This window comes from Streptomyces sp. NPDC056479 (genome assembly GCF_042795335.1).
Classification (GTDB): Bacteria; Actinomycetota; Actinomycetes; order Streptomycetales; family Streptomycetaceae; genus Streptomyces.
In genome coordinates this window covers 1,050,210-1,064,007 of the sequence record NZ_JBHTRZ010000001.1, presented here as the reverse complement: position 1 = coordinate 1,064,007, position 13,798 = coordinate 1,050,210, and the positions used below count along the sequence as shown (strand labels likewise).

Genomic DNA, 13,798 nt, shown 5'->3' with positions numbered 1-13,798 from the left:
CTCGTCCGGATCATGCGCCACGCAATACGGATGAGCCATCCAGATAGAATTCCCCCATGCCGACCAGCCCCCTGCGCAAGGACGCCGCTCGCAACTGGGAGCGGATCGTCGCCGTGGCCCGCGAACTCGTGGACGAGGGCACGCCCCTGCAGCTCAACGACATCGCCCGGCGTGTGCAGATGGGTGTCGGCACCGTCTACCGTCACTTCCCCACCGCCGAGGCGCTCCTGGAGACGGTCGCCACTCCCACCCTGGAGACACTCGTCGCCCACGGCGAGAAGGCGCTCGCAGACGAGGACCCCCGGCGTGCCCTCGCCGGCTTCCTGACCCGCACCATCGAGGCACAGGTCACCGACGCCTCCCTGCCACCGGTCGCGGCCGCGCCCGTCGACGCCCTGCCCCGCACCACCGAACTGAAGGGGGCCCTGAGGTCGGTCGGCAGCCGGTTGCTCGAGCGTGCCCATGACGCCGCAGTGGTGCGCACCGACCTGACCTCCGAGGATCTGGTACCGCTGATGTGCGGGGTCGCCTTCGCCGCCCAGGTCCATGGCGAACCCGAGGCTCGTGTCGAGACCGCCCGCCGCTATCTGACGGCGCTGCTCGAAGGCCTGTACATCCGTTGAGGGACTACGTCTCGGGTCACTCCTCGGGGCTGCTTCTCCCCCTCCCGGCTCGCGGAGTGGTGATCACCACGCCGGGCCTGTTCGACCTGACGCCGTCTCTAGTGGAGAATTCGCGGCATGAGCGAGAACGTTTTCTTCAAGATTTCGGCCAATGGCGAGGACATGGGCCGCATCGTCTTCCGCCTGTACGACGACGTCGTGCCCAAGACCGCACGAAACTTCCGTGAGCTGGCGACGGGCCAGCATGGCTACGGCTACAAGGGTGCGCCCTTCCACCGGGTGATCCCGGAGTTCATGCTCCAGGGCGGTGACTTCACCAACGGCAACGGCACCGGTGGCAAGAGCATCTACGGCGAGACGTTCGCGGACGAGAACTTCGAGCTGAAGCACAGCAAGCCGTTCCTGCTCAGCATGGCCAACGCGGGGCCGGGCACCAACGGCTCGCAGTTCTTCGTCACCACGGTCGTGACGCCGTGGCTGGACGGCAAGCACGTCGTCTTCGGTGAGGTCGTCGAGGGCGAGGACGTCGTCAAGGCGATCGAGGCCCTCGGCAGCCGCTCGGGCTCGACCAGCAAGAAGATCGTCATCGAGGACAGCGGAGTCGTCGCGTAACGACCCCGTTCATGGTCGGCGGCCCTCGGGCGGCCGTGTAATCGGTCCGCCGGGCCCGCGTACGGGCTCGGCGGACCTTTCTTTCTCTGTCTGTTTCTCCGCCTCCTTCTCCGTCTCTTTCTCCGTCGGGGGTCAGTGCGACTCGCGACCCACCTCCGAACCGCTCGACCCGACGAGGAAGTCGAGGTCTGCGCCGGTGTCGGCCTGGCGGACATGGTCGACGTAAAGGCGCTCCCAGCCGCGCCGCGGGTCGGCGTAGGCGGTGACCGTCGCCTCGCTGGGGCGTCTGCGAGCAAGCTCGTCCGCCGATATGTCGACGTCGATACGACGGGCCTCGACATCCAGGGTGATGTGGTCCCCGGTACGGACGAGGGCGAGCGGACCGCCTGCCGCCGCCTCGGGGGCCACATGCAGGACGACCGTGCCGTACGCCGTCCCGCTCATCCGGCCGTCACAGACGCGGACCATGTCGCGGACACCCTGTTCGAGGAGCTTCTTCGGCAGGGGCATGTTCGAGACCTCGGGCATACCGGGATAGCCCTTGGGTCCACAGCCGCGCAGGACCAGGACGGAGTCGGCGTCGACGTCGAGTTCGGGGTCGTCGATACGGGCGTGGAAGTCCTCGATGGAGTCGAAGACAACGGCCCGGCCGCGGTGCCGCAGCAAGTGCGGGGAGGCGGCGGCCGGTTTCACGATCGCTCCGTCGGGGGCGAGGTTGCCGCGCAGAACGGCGATCCCGCCCTCGGCGACCAGGGGTTCCGCACGGGTGCGGATGACCTCGCCGTCCCAGATCGTGGCGTCGCCGAGCGCCTCGATCAGGGGCTTGCCGGTGACGGTGAGGGCGTCGGGGTCGAGCAGGTCACGGACCTCGCGCAGGACGGCGAGCAGGCCGCCGGCGCGATGGAAGTCCTCCATGAGGAAACGGCCGGCCGGCTGGAGGTCGACCAGGACCGGGACGCGGGAGCCGACGCGGTCGAAGTCGTCGAGGCGGAGGTCGATGCCCAAACGGCCGGCGATGGCCAGGAGGTGGACGACGGCGTTGGTGGAGCCGCCGATGGCGGCGAGCGCGACGATCGCGTTGTGGAAGGACGCCTTGGTGAGGATCGTCCCCGGCCGACGGTCGGCGGCCACCATGTCCACGGCCAGCCGGCCGGTGTGGTGCGCGGCCTCCAGCAGACGGCTGTCGGGGGCGGGGGTACCGGCCACTCCGGGGACGACCGTGCCCAGTGCCTCCGCGACCAGGGCCATCGTGGAGGCGGTGCCCATGGTGTTGCAGTGGCCTCGGCTGCGGATCATCGCCGACTCGGAGCGGGCGAACTGCTCTTGAGAGAGCGTGCCCGCGCGGACCTCCTCCGACAGCCGCCACACATCGGTACCGCAGCCGAGCGGCGTGCCACGGAACGTCCCGGTCAGCATGGGGCCGCCGGGAACCACGACGGCGGGCAGGTCCACCGACGCGGCGGCCATCAGCAGGGACGGGATCGTCTTGTCGCAGCCGCCCAGCAGGACCACGCCGTCGATCGGGTTGGCCCGTAGCATCTCCTCCGTGGCCATCGCGGCCATGTTGCGCCAGAGCATGGCGGTGGGACGGACGTTCGTCTCGCCCAGCGACACCACCGGCAGGTCCAGCGGGACGCCGCCCGCCTCGTACACACCGTCGCGCACCGAGGACGCGACCTCGTCGAGATGGGCGTTGCAAGGGGTCAGGTCCGAGGCCGTGTTGGCGATGGCGATCTGCGGCCGGCCGGTGAAGGCGTCGCCGGGGACGCCTCTGCGCATCCACGCCCGGTGGATGTAGGCATTGCGGTCCTGCCCCTCGTACCACTGTGCGCTGCGCAGCCTCACCGTGACTCCTCCTGGGTGGGTCCTTGGGCCTCTCCTGCCGACGGCTGGGCAGCGTCCGGGAGGACCGGCGCGGCCCTGAAGGCCGGCACAGCTCCGGAGGTGTTGCGGGGATCCACCGAGGTCAATGCACGACTACGCTCTCAGCCTTGTGCGTGAGGATGCCCAGGAACACCCCCCGACCCACCTCGTGGATGGCCTGTGTTGTCCAGGTGGTACGACCCGCAGAGCGGAGTGCGTCTGACCGGGGATCAACGGCGTGGTGAGGCGCCTGCCGCCGCCCGAGCCCAGCCAGGGCTCAGGAGACGGTCAGCAGGCCGTGTTCACTCTGGCGTGGCAGCACATATCCGTCACGAAAGGGCGGGACGGGCTGCCCTGGGCGTCAGAACCGGCCGCCGGTCATCCGGGTGATCGGACCCAGCGTGCGCCGGCCCGCACGCCGACCCGCCGCGTACGACGTCGCGCCCAGCGCGGTCAGCCCCGCGCCGACGCCCGCGACGACGATCTTGCGGTTGGCGATGAGCGTCCAGGTGGTTTTGGCGAGGGCGGCGGCCTGCCCCGAGGCGGCGACGACGGCTTGGCGGCCGGCCTCGACGCGCTCGGCTGCCGTGTGGGCGACCGCGGTGGTCGCCTTGGCCGTCCGCTCCGCCGTGTCACCGGCCTTGTCGGCAGCCTTGCCCGCCGCCTTCGACGCCGGAGCGGTCGCCCCCGATGTGGTGCGACGAGCCTTGGCCGCCGCCTCCTTCGCGGATACGGAATCTTGATTGGTGTCGTTGTTCGATGGGCTCATAGACATCGCGTAGCCGCATCCTCCGGCAGCAAACATGTTCGAGCAAGGCCACGTGTCCGGGGCGGCACACGCCGGACTCTGCTTCACCGAGCACCACTTGGGCCACCTGAGTCGGCTGCAGCCCCTGGCGAATCCACGGTCCTCTGGAACGGCGACCACGGCCTCCGGCCGAAGGTTTTGAGGGTGATGGCGTAAGCCAGGGCAACCACCAACAGGGCGACATCGAACGGCATCCACGCGTACGGGGTGTCAGGGCCGGGTTCGGCGAACGGGCTGGCGCGGACCCTCGGCCACTTCACGGTCACGTCCCCCGAGGCGTCGAGGTAGGCCACCGCGCCGTCGAAGCGGTCCACCGCCCAGAACAGGCCGCGCCGGTCCTGCGGGGTCCGGACCGGGGACGGCAGCGGACCCAGCTCGCTGGTGCCGACGCGGTCGGCGGGCACCGCGTCCGGGAAATAGGTGATCAGCAGTTTGCGGGTCGCGTTCGCCTGGCTGACCAGGTAGCCGTCGGCCAACTGCGCGTATCCGGACGGTACGTCGATCTGCCGCCCCGTGGCCCGGTCGTAGACGCCCGCGTCACCGCGGGGCCCGCAGGACCAGTAGATCCAGCGGCCCACCACCTGGAGTTCCTTGGGAACGCAGGTGGCTCCGACGGGCTGCGTGCGCAGTGGCTTGAGGGACGGCAGAGACACTGCAGAGACGGTGCCGGGCTTGCTGCCCGGCGTCCACAGGGTGCTCTCCCAAAGGGCCGCGGGTTGCCGGGGGCCGGTGCTCAGGACCTTGTCCCCGTCCCGTACCTCCTGCTTGCCCTTTCCTGTCGGGCAGATCTTCTGGTCCGACGGGCGGACCACCCGGTAGGGACCGGCGGCCGCCACGACGTGCCCGACGCCGCACACGTTGTGGGCGACGGAGGACTTCCCTGTGGCGGTGAGACGCAGGCAGTCCTCGTAGCAGGGCTGGTGCCAGCCCGCGCTCATGGCGTCGATGTAGGGCTCTTGGTCCGGCACGTCGTACCCCAGGTCGCCCAGTACCTCGGGCGGTCCGGCGGTCAGTGTCCCGTCCGCCGCGAGGGAGAGCTTGGATGCGGTGAGGAAGGTGTTGCCCTCGCCCGGTTTTTCCGCGCTCTCCGTGGCGAACAGCAGCCGCCCGTGGTCGAGGGCCATGCCGCCGACCTCCCACTCCGTGACCGCGGGCAGTGGCACGGCCGGCTTGGCGACCGGAGTGCCGTCATCGGCGAGCGTGATGCGCTGCACCGCCCAGTGGTCCTTGTCGCTGCCGCCCTCGATGTAGAGGCTGCCGTCCTGGCCACGGACGAAGGAGTTGGCCGAACTGAGCAGCAGTGTCCGGAGCGCGCCGCCCGCGAGGGGTACGGCGTGGACCGTGCCGCCGTGCAGATCGGTGTACACCAGCCAGTCGCCGACCACCCGCGCCGTGTCCCCCTGCCCATCGCCCTTGAACGAGTCGTCGTCGTCCGGCAGTTGGCCGATGAGAGTGCCGGGGCTGTCCGGTTGCCCCCGGCCGATGACGTACAAGTACGACCTCTTGGGCTCGTTCTTGTAGGCCTCGTGATCCTCTTCGTACGTCTGGAAGAGGATCTTGTCGCTGCCGAGATGCTGGACGAACAGCCCGTCGAAGTCCCCGTTCGGTACATAGGTCAGCCGGGCCGTCGCGAAATCCAGCAGCGCGGTGCGCCGGGCATCGCCGCCGACAGGCCGGTACAGGAGCACGCCGCCGCGGCTGTCCGATGCCGCGCCGTGGGCAAAGACGCCGTCGTCGTCGGCCGCAGCACGTTCGAGGTCGTCCAGGACGCCGGACACCTGACGATCGGTCGGCAGCCCGCCGCCCTCGGGGATTTCGAGCAGGTGCAGGGTTCTCTCGCCGTCGACCACGCGCTGGGTCACCAGACGGTTCTCGGCAAACACCTTGGTGGCAGCGTCGGTTGGGGGCAGGTCCACCCGTACGACCTCGCCGGTTGCGTAGTGCCGGATCCGGTAGGTGTTCGTCTCCTTCACCCGTTCCAGCCCGAACCCGCCGTTGACAGCCACCGGAGTGGGCAGGTCCGCAACGGTCGAGCCGTCATTGCCGACCCACGTCGACACGCTCGACGGTTCGGCAGACGATGGCGACGACAGATAGCCGGAGCTGTCCACGGCGTTCAGGTTCGCCGGTCTTGTCGTCATGCGTGCCGCCTGAAGCGTGACGGACGGCATCTCCTCCTCGTCCGCCGCGGCCGCCGAGGCCGGCGTCCAGGTCAGCAGCCCGGCCCCCACCGCCAGCACCACCGCACCGACGGCCGGCCCAACCCTGCCTCCTTTTCTCCATCCTCGCCCTCTTCGCACCACACGCCCCTCAGCAGTTCAGCGCCGTCACTCGGCCGTCCGACCGATCCGACCCACGGCAGGCAGCACAGGTTGCGCGCACCTGGAGAAAAGATCCGCACGGACTCAGCTCTACGCGAAGCAGCCATTCGTCCGCCATTCGCCATTCCTGCACGCGCCGTACGGTGTTCATCTCGAACGAGAGCGAGGTCAACTGCCTTGCCGTTCCTGTGTATCCGACCTCGCCCGCAATACCCTGTCCCTCCGGGGCGACATCGGCCCCTCACCACCCCCGCTCGGGAAGCAGGTCCCGCCCTATGCGCGCCTTTGTGCTGACCGATCCCGGCGAATTCGAGGTCCAGGACCTGCCCGCACCGGTGGCCGCCCCCGGTGAAGTCGTCGTGGACGTCGAGCGGGTCGGGGTGTGCGGTACCGACATGGAGTTCTTCACAGGCGACATGGCCTACCTCCATCAGGGGCACTCCAGCTATCCGATGCGGCCGGGGCACGAGTGGGCCGGGCGGGTGGCGTCGGTCGGTGTCGGTGTCGACCCGGGGTGGATCGGCCGCCGTGTCATGGGGGACACGATGCTCGGCTGCGGCAGCTGTCGCCGCTGTCTGCGGGGCCGTCAGCATGTGTGCGAGAAGCGGCAGGAGGTCGGCATCCGCGGGGCGCGGGCCGGTGCTCTGGCGGAGCAACTCGCCGTACCGGCCGTCTCGTTGCACGTTCTGCCCGACTCGGTCGACGCCGTGCTCGGCGCGCTCGTCGAGCCCGGAGGCAATGCCCTACGCGCGGCGCGGGCGGCCGAAGCGCGCGCCGGGGACCGTGTTCTGGTGCTGGGGCCCGGGACCATCGGCCTTCTCGTCGCGATGTTCCTGCGGGCGGCCGGCGCGGAGGTCCATCTGCTGGACCGGCCCGGCAACTCCGCCGCGTTCGCCCGTTCCCTGGGCTTCGGGCATGTGTGGGACGAGCACTCCCTCCCCGAGCTGCCGTTCGACGCGGTCGTCGACGCCTCGAGCGCCGCTCATCTGCCGCAGCGGGCGCTGGAGGCGGTCGAGCCGGGCGGTCGTGTCGTGTACATCGGGCTGGCCGGTGAGCCGAGCAGGATCGACACCCGGCGGCTCGTCCTCAAGGACCTGACCGCGGTCGGTGTCCTGTCCGCCTCCCCCGGCCTGGACGCCACCATCCGGGCTTACGCGTCCGCAGCGGTCGACCCCAGGCCACTGGTCGCGGCCACGGTCGGCCTCGACGAGGTCGGGCCGGTTCTCGCGGGCGAACGTCCGCAGGGCGCCGGAGCCGGTCCCAAGATTCATGTGGATCCGCGGAGGGCTCCGGAGACGGTAGGAGCTACTCCGATGGAAGGAATGGAAATGCCCGGATAAGATCCTTTCGTACCGTCGCCGTCATGCTGCGGTACGGCACCGAGGAGGCTGGACGGGCATGACAGACCGCGTACCCACGGACCCTCGACGCATCGACGTCCATCAGCATGTGATCCCGCCCGTCCGCGCCCGCGCGATCACCGGCCGTGCAGCGGCCGTCGGATGGCCCGCGCCCTCGTGGGACGAGCACAGCGCGATCGCCATGATGGACCGTCGGTCGATCGCCACCGGAGTGCTGTCCTACGCCGCCCCGCTCGCCGGCCCGGACGATCCCGCCGCGGCGCGCGAGGCGGCCCGGAGCGTCAACGAGTACACGGCCGAGCTGGTCAAGAACCGTCCCGACCGCTTCGGCCACTTCGCCGCCCTCCCGCTGCCCGACGTGGACGGTGCCCTCGCCGAGACCGCGCACGCCCTGGACGAGCTGGGGGCGGACGGCGTCATGGTTCTGTCCAACGCGCACGGCCGCTATCTCGGCGACCCGGCGTTCGAGCCGCTGTGGGCCGAACTCGACGCCCGCTCCGCCGTCGTCCTCGTCCACCCGACCGCGCCCCCGGGTGCCCCCGTCCCGGAAGTGCCGGCCCCACTGGCGGATTTCCCCTACGACACCACCCGTACCGCACTGCACATGACCATGCAGGGTGTGCCACGCCGGTATCCGCGGATGAAGGTGATCCTCCCCCACGCCGGCGGCTTCCTGCCCTACGCCGCCCACCGCTTCGCCCTGGCCGCCCGGCTCACCGACGGCGAAGAGCGAGGCACCCCCCAGGACTTCCTCGCCGACCTGCGGCGCTTCTACTTCGACACCGCCATCTCGACCGGAGCTACGACCCTGCCCTCACTGCTCGCCTTCGCCGAGCCGGACCACATCCTGTACGGCAGTGACTTCCCGATGCTCCCCGAGGACTGGGGCACCGACTTCGACACCGCGCTGGACGACTCCCCGCACTGGGATTCCGGTCGGCTGCATGCCGTCAACCGGGGCAATGCCGAACTCCTCATCCCCCGCCTGGCGAACGGGAGTCGGCACTCATAGGTGCATGCCGGAGTCGGCCTCGTATCCGTCGCCGTCACAGCTGTGTACTCTCCCTCGCTTCGGGTAGGGCCCTTGCACCGATGCACCCAGACCGGAGTCGACGGTGAGACTCGAAGGATGACGGACCATGCGCCGCGAACAGGATCCCCAGGTCGCCTCCCACCTGGTCGGCCAGCAGGTCGTCGAAGTCGTGGAGGACCTGGTGACGCTGTGGTTCTCGGCCGTCGAGGACGTCCGTCCACGCCTGTCTCCCCGTCAGATACGCGCCTTGCGGGCCGTGCGTGGCCGGCCCGCGCTCAATGTCACCGCCCTGGCCGAGCACCTGCGGATCGGGCTGCCCACCGCCAGCCGGCTCTGCGACCGGCTCGAAGCCGCCGGGCTGCTCCGGCGCAGCGTGCGGCCCGGCGACCGGCGTGAGGTGCGCCTGGAGGTGACGGACCAGGGGCGCGTATTCCTGTCGGATGTCACCGAGGGGCTCTCGGTTCGTCTGGCCACAGCCCTCGACGGTGTTCCGCCCTCGCGGCTCGAACAGGTCCTGCGCGCCTTTGACGAGGCCGGGCTCTCCGCCGGCACCGAGCCAGGGACGGGCACGGGCACGGGGAACGACAGTTGACGGCTCGGCTCAGGACCGGGGTGTCCGCTTCGATCACCCGTCGCCGTGCACGTGGCACAGCAACAGGCATACGTCGTCGTCGTGTTCGGAGTCGTGCAGCAGCGGATGCAGGAGCCGGTCGGCCGACCCCTCCAGATCCTCCTCGAGTTCGGCCGGCCCGAAGCCGCCCAGCGCATCGGCGAGACGCTCGATACCGGGGTCGATCCCCTGGGCACGGCGCTCGACCAGCCCGTCGGTGTACAGCGCCAGCGTCGATCCGGGCGGCAGTGGCTCCGTGTGGTCGGGGATCTCCTGTTTCAGGGGGATGCCCAGCATGGCGCCGGGTTTGGCGTCGAGGGTGCGCACCTGGCCCTCGGGGTCGCGCAGTACCGGCGGCGGGTGGCCGGCGGCGGCCCAGGTGAGGGTGCGGTCGTGCGGGTGGAAACGCGCGATGACCGCGGTGGCGTAGAGGTCGAGGCGCAGGCGGTGCAGGAACAGGTGCAGGCGGGTCAGGAGTTGGCCGGGGCTGCTGCCGTCGACGGCGTAGGCGCGCAGGGCGGTGCGCAGTTGGCTCATCATCACCGCGGCGTGCAGCCCGTGTCCGGTGACGTCTCCGACGACGGTGATCAGACTGCCGTCGGGCTGGCGGAAGGCGTCGTACCAGTCACCGCCGATGTTCAGACCATGGGTGGCCGGGAGGTAGCGCGCGGCCAGGCTCAGGCCGGGGGTGATGGGCAGGTCGGTGAGCAGGGCGCGCTGCAGGGTCTCGGCGATGTCCCGGTTGTGTTCGAAGCGCCGGGCGTTCTCCAGGGCGATGCTGGCTCTTCGGGCCAGCTCGATCAGCATGACGGCGTCGTCGGCGTCCCAGCGTTCGTCGGGTGCCGAGAGGGTGAGGACGCCCTGCGGCGCCCGGCGGGTCAGCAGGGGGACGCAGAGCAGGGGCCGGGCGGGGTCGAGGGCCGAGGGCGGCTGGTCGTCTACGCCGGGCAGACGGCCGGGATGGTCGGCCGCGTACTGGGGGCGGCCGCGGCGGGCGGCGAGGACGGCGGCGGCCGCATGGGGGCCGCTGCGCAGGGCGTCGTCGACGCCGTCGAACAGCCAGACGTCGACGAAGCGGGCGTAGCGCGGCACCAGCAGGGCGGGCAGCAGCCGCACGATGGCCTCGTGGTTCAGGGAGGCGGTCAGGGCGGCGCTCGCATCGGCGAGGAAGGTCAGCCGGCCGCGGGCGTTCTCCGCCTCCTTGCGGGCCTTCTGCTCCGCGTCGAAGAGCTCGCGCTGGGCCCGGCCGGCGGCGTCCAGCTCGGCGTGGAGCGCCAGCACGCCCTGGTTGGTCTGGTGGAGTTCCTCCCGGTGGAAGGCGACCATCGCCTCCTGCTCGTCGAGCCGCTCCAGCAGCAGGGCCGCGTCCTCGTCGGCGCCGAAGAGGGCCTCGGCGAGCGTGACCGGGTCGTCGATCGCGGGCTCACCGGTGAGGTCCGCGTCCTCGGCGCAGGGCACCGACGCGTGCCACGGGGGACGCAGGTCTTCCGGGCGGCGTCGGGCCGAGTCCACCTCGACGCGGAACACGCGGTCACCGGGGGTCGCGGTCACCGCCACGGCGACCCGCCACTCGCCTCCCTTGGTGAGGCACTGCCGTAGTTGTGCGGTCAGTGCGGCGATCAGGCGCGCGCGTTCGACGGTGGTCACTCCGCTCGCGACGGCCAGCCGCGCCGTGCCGATGCGGGCCTGAGCGGCGTCGGTGATGGTGTGGACGTGCCAGGTGCGGTTCATGGGGAGCGGTCCGGGAGGCAGGGGCTCAGCACGACGACGGCGGTGTCGTCGCGTACCGGCCGGGCGGAGCTGCTGGCGTCCCGCACGATCGAGGCGGCGGTCACGGCGGGGTCGAGGGACGAACGGGCGTGGACGACGGGGCCGGGGCTCCAGCGGCTCGGCAGGCCGTCGCTGTGCAGGATCAGGAGGCTCTCGTCGGTCCAGGTCTCCTGGTGCTGCGGCAGATGCGTGGGGAGGTGGGCGCCGACGATGCCGGGGCGTGAGACCAGCCCCTGCCAGGTGTCGCCACGGCGTAGCCGTGCGCCCACGTTGCCCACTCCGGCGAAGAGCAACTTTCCTGCGGTGATGTCGAGTTGGGCAATGGCCACGGCGGCGCCCCTGGTGTCGCGCAGGGCGGCATGCAGTCGCCGCAGCAGGTCGGGCGGCGGCAGGTGCGGCGCAGACCGGAGTGCCTCCACGGCGGCGGAGGAGGCCCGGGCCGCCGGGGAGCCGTGGCCGAGGCCGTCGGCAAGCATCAGTGTCACGCGGTCGGCCGTCCGTACGCACACCCAGGCGTCGCCGGAGAACTCCCCGCCCGCCAGGGGGATGTTGACTCCGCCCGCCCGCACCGGGAGCGGACCGCCGGTGTCGCGGCCGGTCCGGGCGGCGATCCTGGCCATGGCGATCGTGCCGCGTCCGGGTGTGCTGTGCAGGCCGAAGTCGTCGGCCGTGCGCAGGCAGGTGCCGAGGCCGGCGCCGAGGGAGGCGGCGGTCGAGTAGCCGTCGCGCAGTGCCGCGGCGGTGTCGGGCATGCCGGGCCCGTGGTCGACGGCCATGATCTGCACCAGCGGTATCCGCTCGTCGGCGTAGGCCGGGGTCGGCGGGCCCACGAGGTCGAGGAGTATTCGTCCGCCACCGGCGTGCTTCAGCAGATTGGTGGCGAGTTCGGTGGATACCAGCTCGGCGGCGGCGACCCTGTCCTCGGGCAGCCGGGCGCGGTCGGCCGCGTCCCGGGCCGCCATGCGGACATCGCGTACCCGGGTCGAGTCGTGCACCGGAACCTCCCAGACGCGCGGCATCAGGGCGCCTCGCGCGGACGGGGCGGCCCGGAGATCCAGGACGTCACCGTCACGGTGGTGCCGACGCCACGACGGCTGTCGATGGAGAACTCGTGGACCAGGCGTCGGGAACCGCCCAGCCCCATCCCCAGTCCGTCTCCTGAGGTATAGCCGTCGGACAGGGCCAGGTCCAGGTCCGCGATGCCGGGGCCCTCGTCGATGAAGACGAGGCGCAGCCCCCGTACGCCACCGCTGGTCACCTCGGTGCACTCCATCCGGCCCCCGCCGCCGTGGACGAGGGCGTTGCGCGCCAGCTCACTGGCCGCAGTGACGAGTTTGGTCTGCTCGACCAGACCGAACCCGAGTTGGGCCGTCAACTGCCGTACGTGCTGCCGGGCCCGGACCAGGTCGAGGTCCGAGTGGATCGGCAGGCCGGCGGCGACGCTGCCGGTGCTGTGGGTCACGGGCGCTCCCGGCGGGGGCGCCCGTCGCGGGGCAGGGCCGAAACCTCGGCGCCGAGCAGGAGCATGGCCTCCTCCGTGCTGAGAGCGGTGCGCAACCCCGGCAGGGTCAGGCCGAGTTCGACCAGTGTGATGGCCACCGCCGGGCGCATCCCGGCCACCACGGTCTGCGCGGCCAGCAGGCGGGTCATGGCCGCGACGTCACTGAGGACGCGGCCCATGAAGGAGTCGACGATCTCGACACCGGAGACGTCGATGACCACACCGGTGACCGCGCTGTCGGAGACTGTCACGCCGATGTCCTGCCGAAGCTGTTCCGCCGTGCTGTCGTACAGGTCCCCTTGGAGGGTGACCAGGAGGACCCCGCCGAGCCGCAGTACGGGCACATGCCCTTCGTACGGGAAGGTGGCGGCCGTCACTGGGGCTCCGCGGCCGACGCCGGGTTCAGCACGATGTGCGCGCCCTGCTGCTGCAACGCGTAGGCCAGGGCGTCCGCGAGGCTGGCGCGGGTGAGCACCGAGCTCAGGTCGATGCCGAGGTGGACGATGGTCTGCGCGATGGCGGGCCGGATCCCGGAGACTATGCACTCCGCGCCCATCAGCCGCGCCGCCGCCACGGTCTTCATCAGATGCTGCGCCACCAGGGAGTCGACCGTCGGCACTCCGGTGATGTCCAGGATCGCGATCCTGGCGTGCTGTTCCACGACGGCGTCCAGGAGCGTCTCCATCACCACCTGGCTGCGGGCGCTGTCGAGCGTGCCGATCAGCGGTACGGCGACGATGCCCTCCCACATCTTGATCACGGGGGTGGCGATCTCCAGCAGTTCGAGCCGCTGGCGATTGATGAGTTCCTGCCCGGCGGTCGTCGTCGACTCCAGCATGACCAGGCGCAGGGTGCCCATCAGCACGGTCAGGGCCATCGCGCACTCCCGCCGGTGCTCGGCGGGCGCCTCGGCGAGCTCGTCGAGCAGGAGGTCGGTGACGGGCGGTCGCAGCGCGTCCATCTCGGCCGAGATCTGCGCGGCGGTGGCGCCGGCTCGCGCCCGGGACTGTGCCGTCCGTGTCAGCTGCTCGCGCACGACCGTGAAGCCGTCCGCCTCCGAGTCCTCCACCCGTCCCGAGGCGGCCACCGCGGCCAGTGCCTCGACCACGGCGCGGCCGGCTTCCACCGCCTCGTCCCGGGAGACGGTGAACACGGTGCGGAACACCGCCGCGTCGGCCCAGCGCTGGGCGATCTTCTCCCGGCGCTGCCGCAGGAAGTCTCCGACCACCTCCGCCGGGCCCAAGCGGTCCTCTGCCGTTCGCTGCTCCGGCACTTGTTTCCCTCCTCCTACATTGC

At 71.0% G+C, this 13,798-nt stretch carries 13 protein-coding genes; 5 read left to right on the top strand and 8 right to left on the bottom strand.

Features of this window, described 5'->3' with window-relative positions:
- The first annotated feature begins 56 nt into the window (after positions 1–56).
- Entirely contained in the window at positions 57–623 is a 567-nt protein-coding gene (locus ACFQ6S_RS04765; protein WP_383403484.1) for a TetR/AcrR family transcriptional regulator, read from the top strand.
- A 117-nt stretch (positions 624–740) separates the two neighbouring features.
- Positions 741–1,235, top strand: coding sequence for a peptidylprolyl isomerase (locus tag ACFQ6S_RS04760; RefSeq protein WP_383403481.1), 495 nt, complete (start codon positions 741–743; stop codon positions 1,233–1,235).
- Positions 1,236–1,367: 132 nt separating this feature from the next.
- On the opposite strand, the gene ACFQ6S_RS04755 is transcribed toward ACFQ6S_RS04760, so the two are convergent.
- The 3 genes from ACFQ6S_RS04755 to ACFQ6S_RS04745 all read right to left on the bottom strand — a co-directional run bounded on the left by ACFQ6S_RS04755 (position 1,368) and on the right by ACFQ6S_RS04745 (position 6,149).
- Positions 1,368–3,080, bottom strand: a complete 1,713-nt coding sequence (locus ACFQ6S_RS04755; protein ID WP_383403478.1) for an IlvD/Edd family dehydratase — start codon at positions 3,078–3,080, stop codon at positions 1,368–1,370.
- Between the two features lie 379 nt (positions 3,081–3,459).
- Positions 3,460–3,873 (bottom strand): hypothetical protein, encoded by a 414-nt coding sequence (locus ACFQ6S_RS04750; RefSeq protein ID WP_383403476.1) that lies wholly within the window; start codon positions 3,871–3,873, stop codon positions 3,460–3,462.
- Between the two features lie 77 nt (positions 3,874–3,950).
- Positions 3,951–6,149: a hypothetical protein gene (locus tag ACFQ6S_RS04745; protein WP_383403473.1), complete on the bottom strand. Its 2,199-nt coding sequence runs from the start codon at positions 6,147–6,149 to the stop codon at positions 3,951–3,953.
- Positions 6,150–6,502: 353 nt separating this feature from the next.
- Between ACFQ6S_RS04745 and ACFQ6S_RS04740 the strand changes: the two genes are divergently transcribed.
- The 3 genes from ACFQ6S_RS04740 to ACFQ6S_RS04730 all read left to right on the top strand — a co-directional run bounded on the left by ACFQ6S_RS04740 (position 6,503) and on the right by ACFQ6S_RS04730 (position 9,213).
- Entirely contained in the window at positions 6,503–7,567 is a 1,065-nt protein-coding gene (locus tag ACFQ6S_RS04740) for a zinc-binding dehydrogenase (protein ID WP_383403470.1), read from the top strand.
- Between the two features lie 58 nt (positions 7,568–7,625).
- Positions 7,626–8,600 (top strand): amidohydrolase family protein, encoded by a 975-nt coding sequence (locus ACFQ6S_RS04735; RefSeq protein ID WP_383403467.1) that lies wholly within the window; start codon positions 7,626–7,628, stop codon positions 8,598–8,600.
- A gap of 127 nt (positions 8,601–8,727) precedes the next feature.
- Positions 8,728–9,213, top strand: coding sequence for a MarR family winged helix-turn-helix transcriptional regulator (locus tag ACFQ6S_RS04730; protein WP_383403464.1), 486 nt, complete (start codon positions 8,728–8,730; stop codon positions 9,211–9,213).
- Positions 9,214–9,246: 33 nt separating this feature from the next.
- Here ACFQ6S_RS04730 and ACFQ6S_RS04725 read toward each other — a convergent pair whose 3' ends face one another.
- Genes ACFQ6S_RS04725 through ACFQ6S_RS04705 form a run of 5 tightly spaced genes read right to left on the bottom strand, consistent with a single transcriptional unit; the run spans position 9,247 to position 13,775 of the window.
- Entirely contained in the window at positions 9,247–10,962 is a 1,716-nt protein-coding gene (locus tag ACFQ6S_RS04725; RefSeq protein ID WP_383403461.1) for a PP2C family protein-serine/threonine phosphatase, read from the bottom strand.
- A complete protein-coding gene (locus ACFQ6S_RS04720) occupies positions 10,959–12,020 on the bottom strand; it encodes a SpoIIE family protein phosphatase (protein WP_383403458.1) in 1,062 nt (353 codons plus the stop codon). Before ACFQ6S_RS04720 ends, ACFQ6S_RS04725 begins: the two co-directional genes overlap by 4 nt.
- Positions 12,020–12,463 (bottom strand): anti-sigma regulatory factor, encoded by a 444-nt coding sequence (locus tag ACFQ6S_RS04715; RefSeq protein ID WP_383403455.1) that lies wholly within the window; start codon positions 12,461–12,463, stop codon positions 12,020–12,022. Before ACFQ6S_RS04715 ends, ACFQ6S_RS04720 begins: the two co-directional genes overlap by 1 nt.
- A complete protein-coding gene (locus ACFQ6S_RS04710; protein ID WP_383403451.1) occupies positions 12,460–12,879 on the bottom strand; it encodes an STAS domain-containing protein in 420 nt (139 codons plus the stop codon). The genes ACFQ6S_RS04715 and ACFQ6S_RS04710 overlap by 4 nt, the downstream gene beginning before the upstream one ends.
- The gene (locus ACFQ6S_RS04705; protein ID WP_383403448.1) at positions 12,876–13,775 is read right to left on the bottom strand and encodes an STAS domain-containing protein; all 900 of its coding nucleotides are present in this window, start codon (positions 13,773–13,775) and stop codon (positions 12,876–12,878) included. Before ACFQ6S_RS04705 ends, ACFQ6S_RS04710 begins: the two co-directional genes overlap by 4 nt.
- Positions 13,776–13,798: the final 23 nt, after the last annotated feature.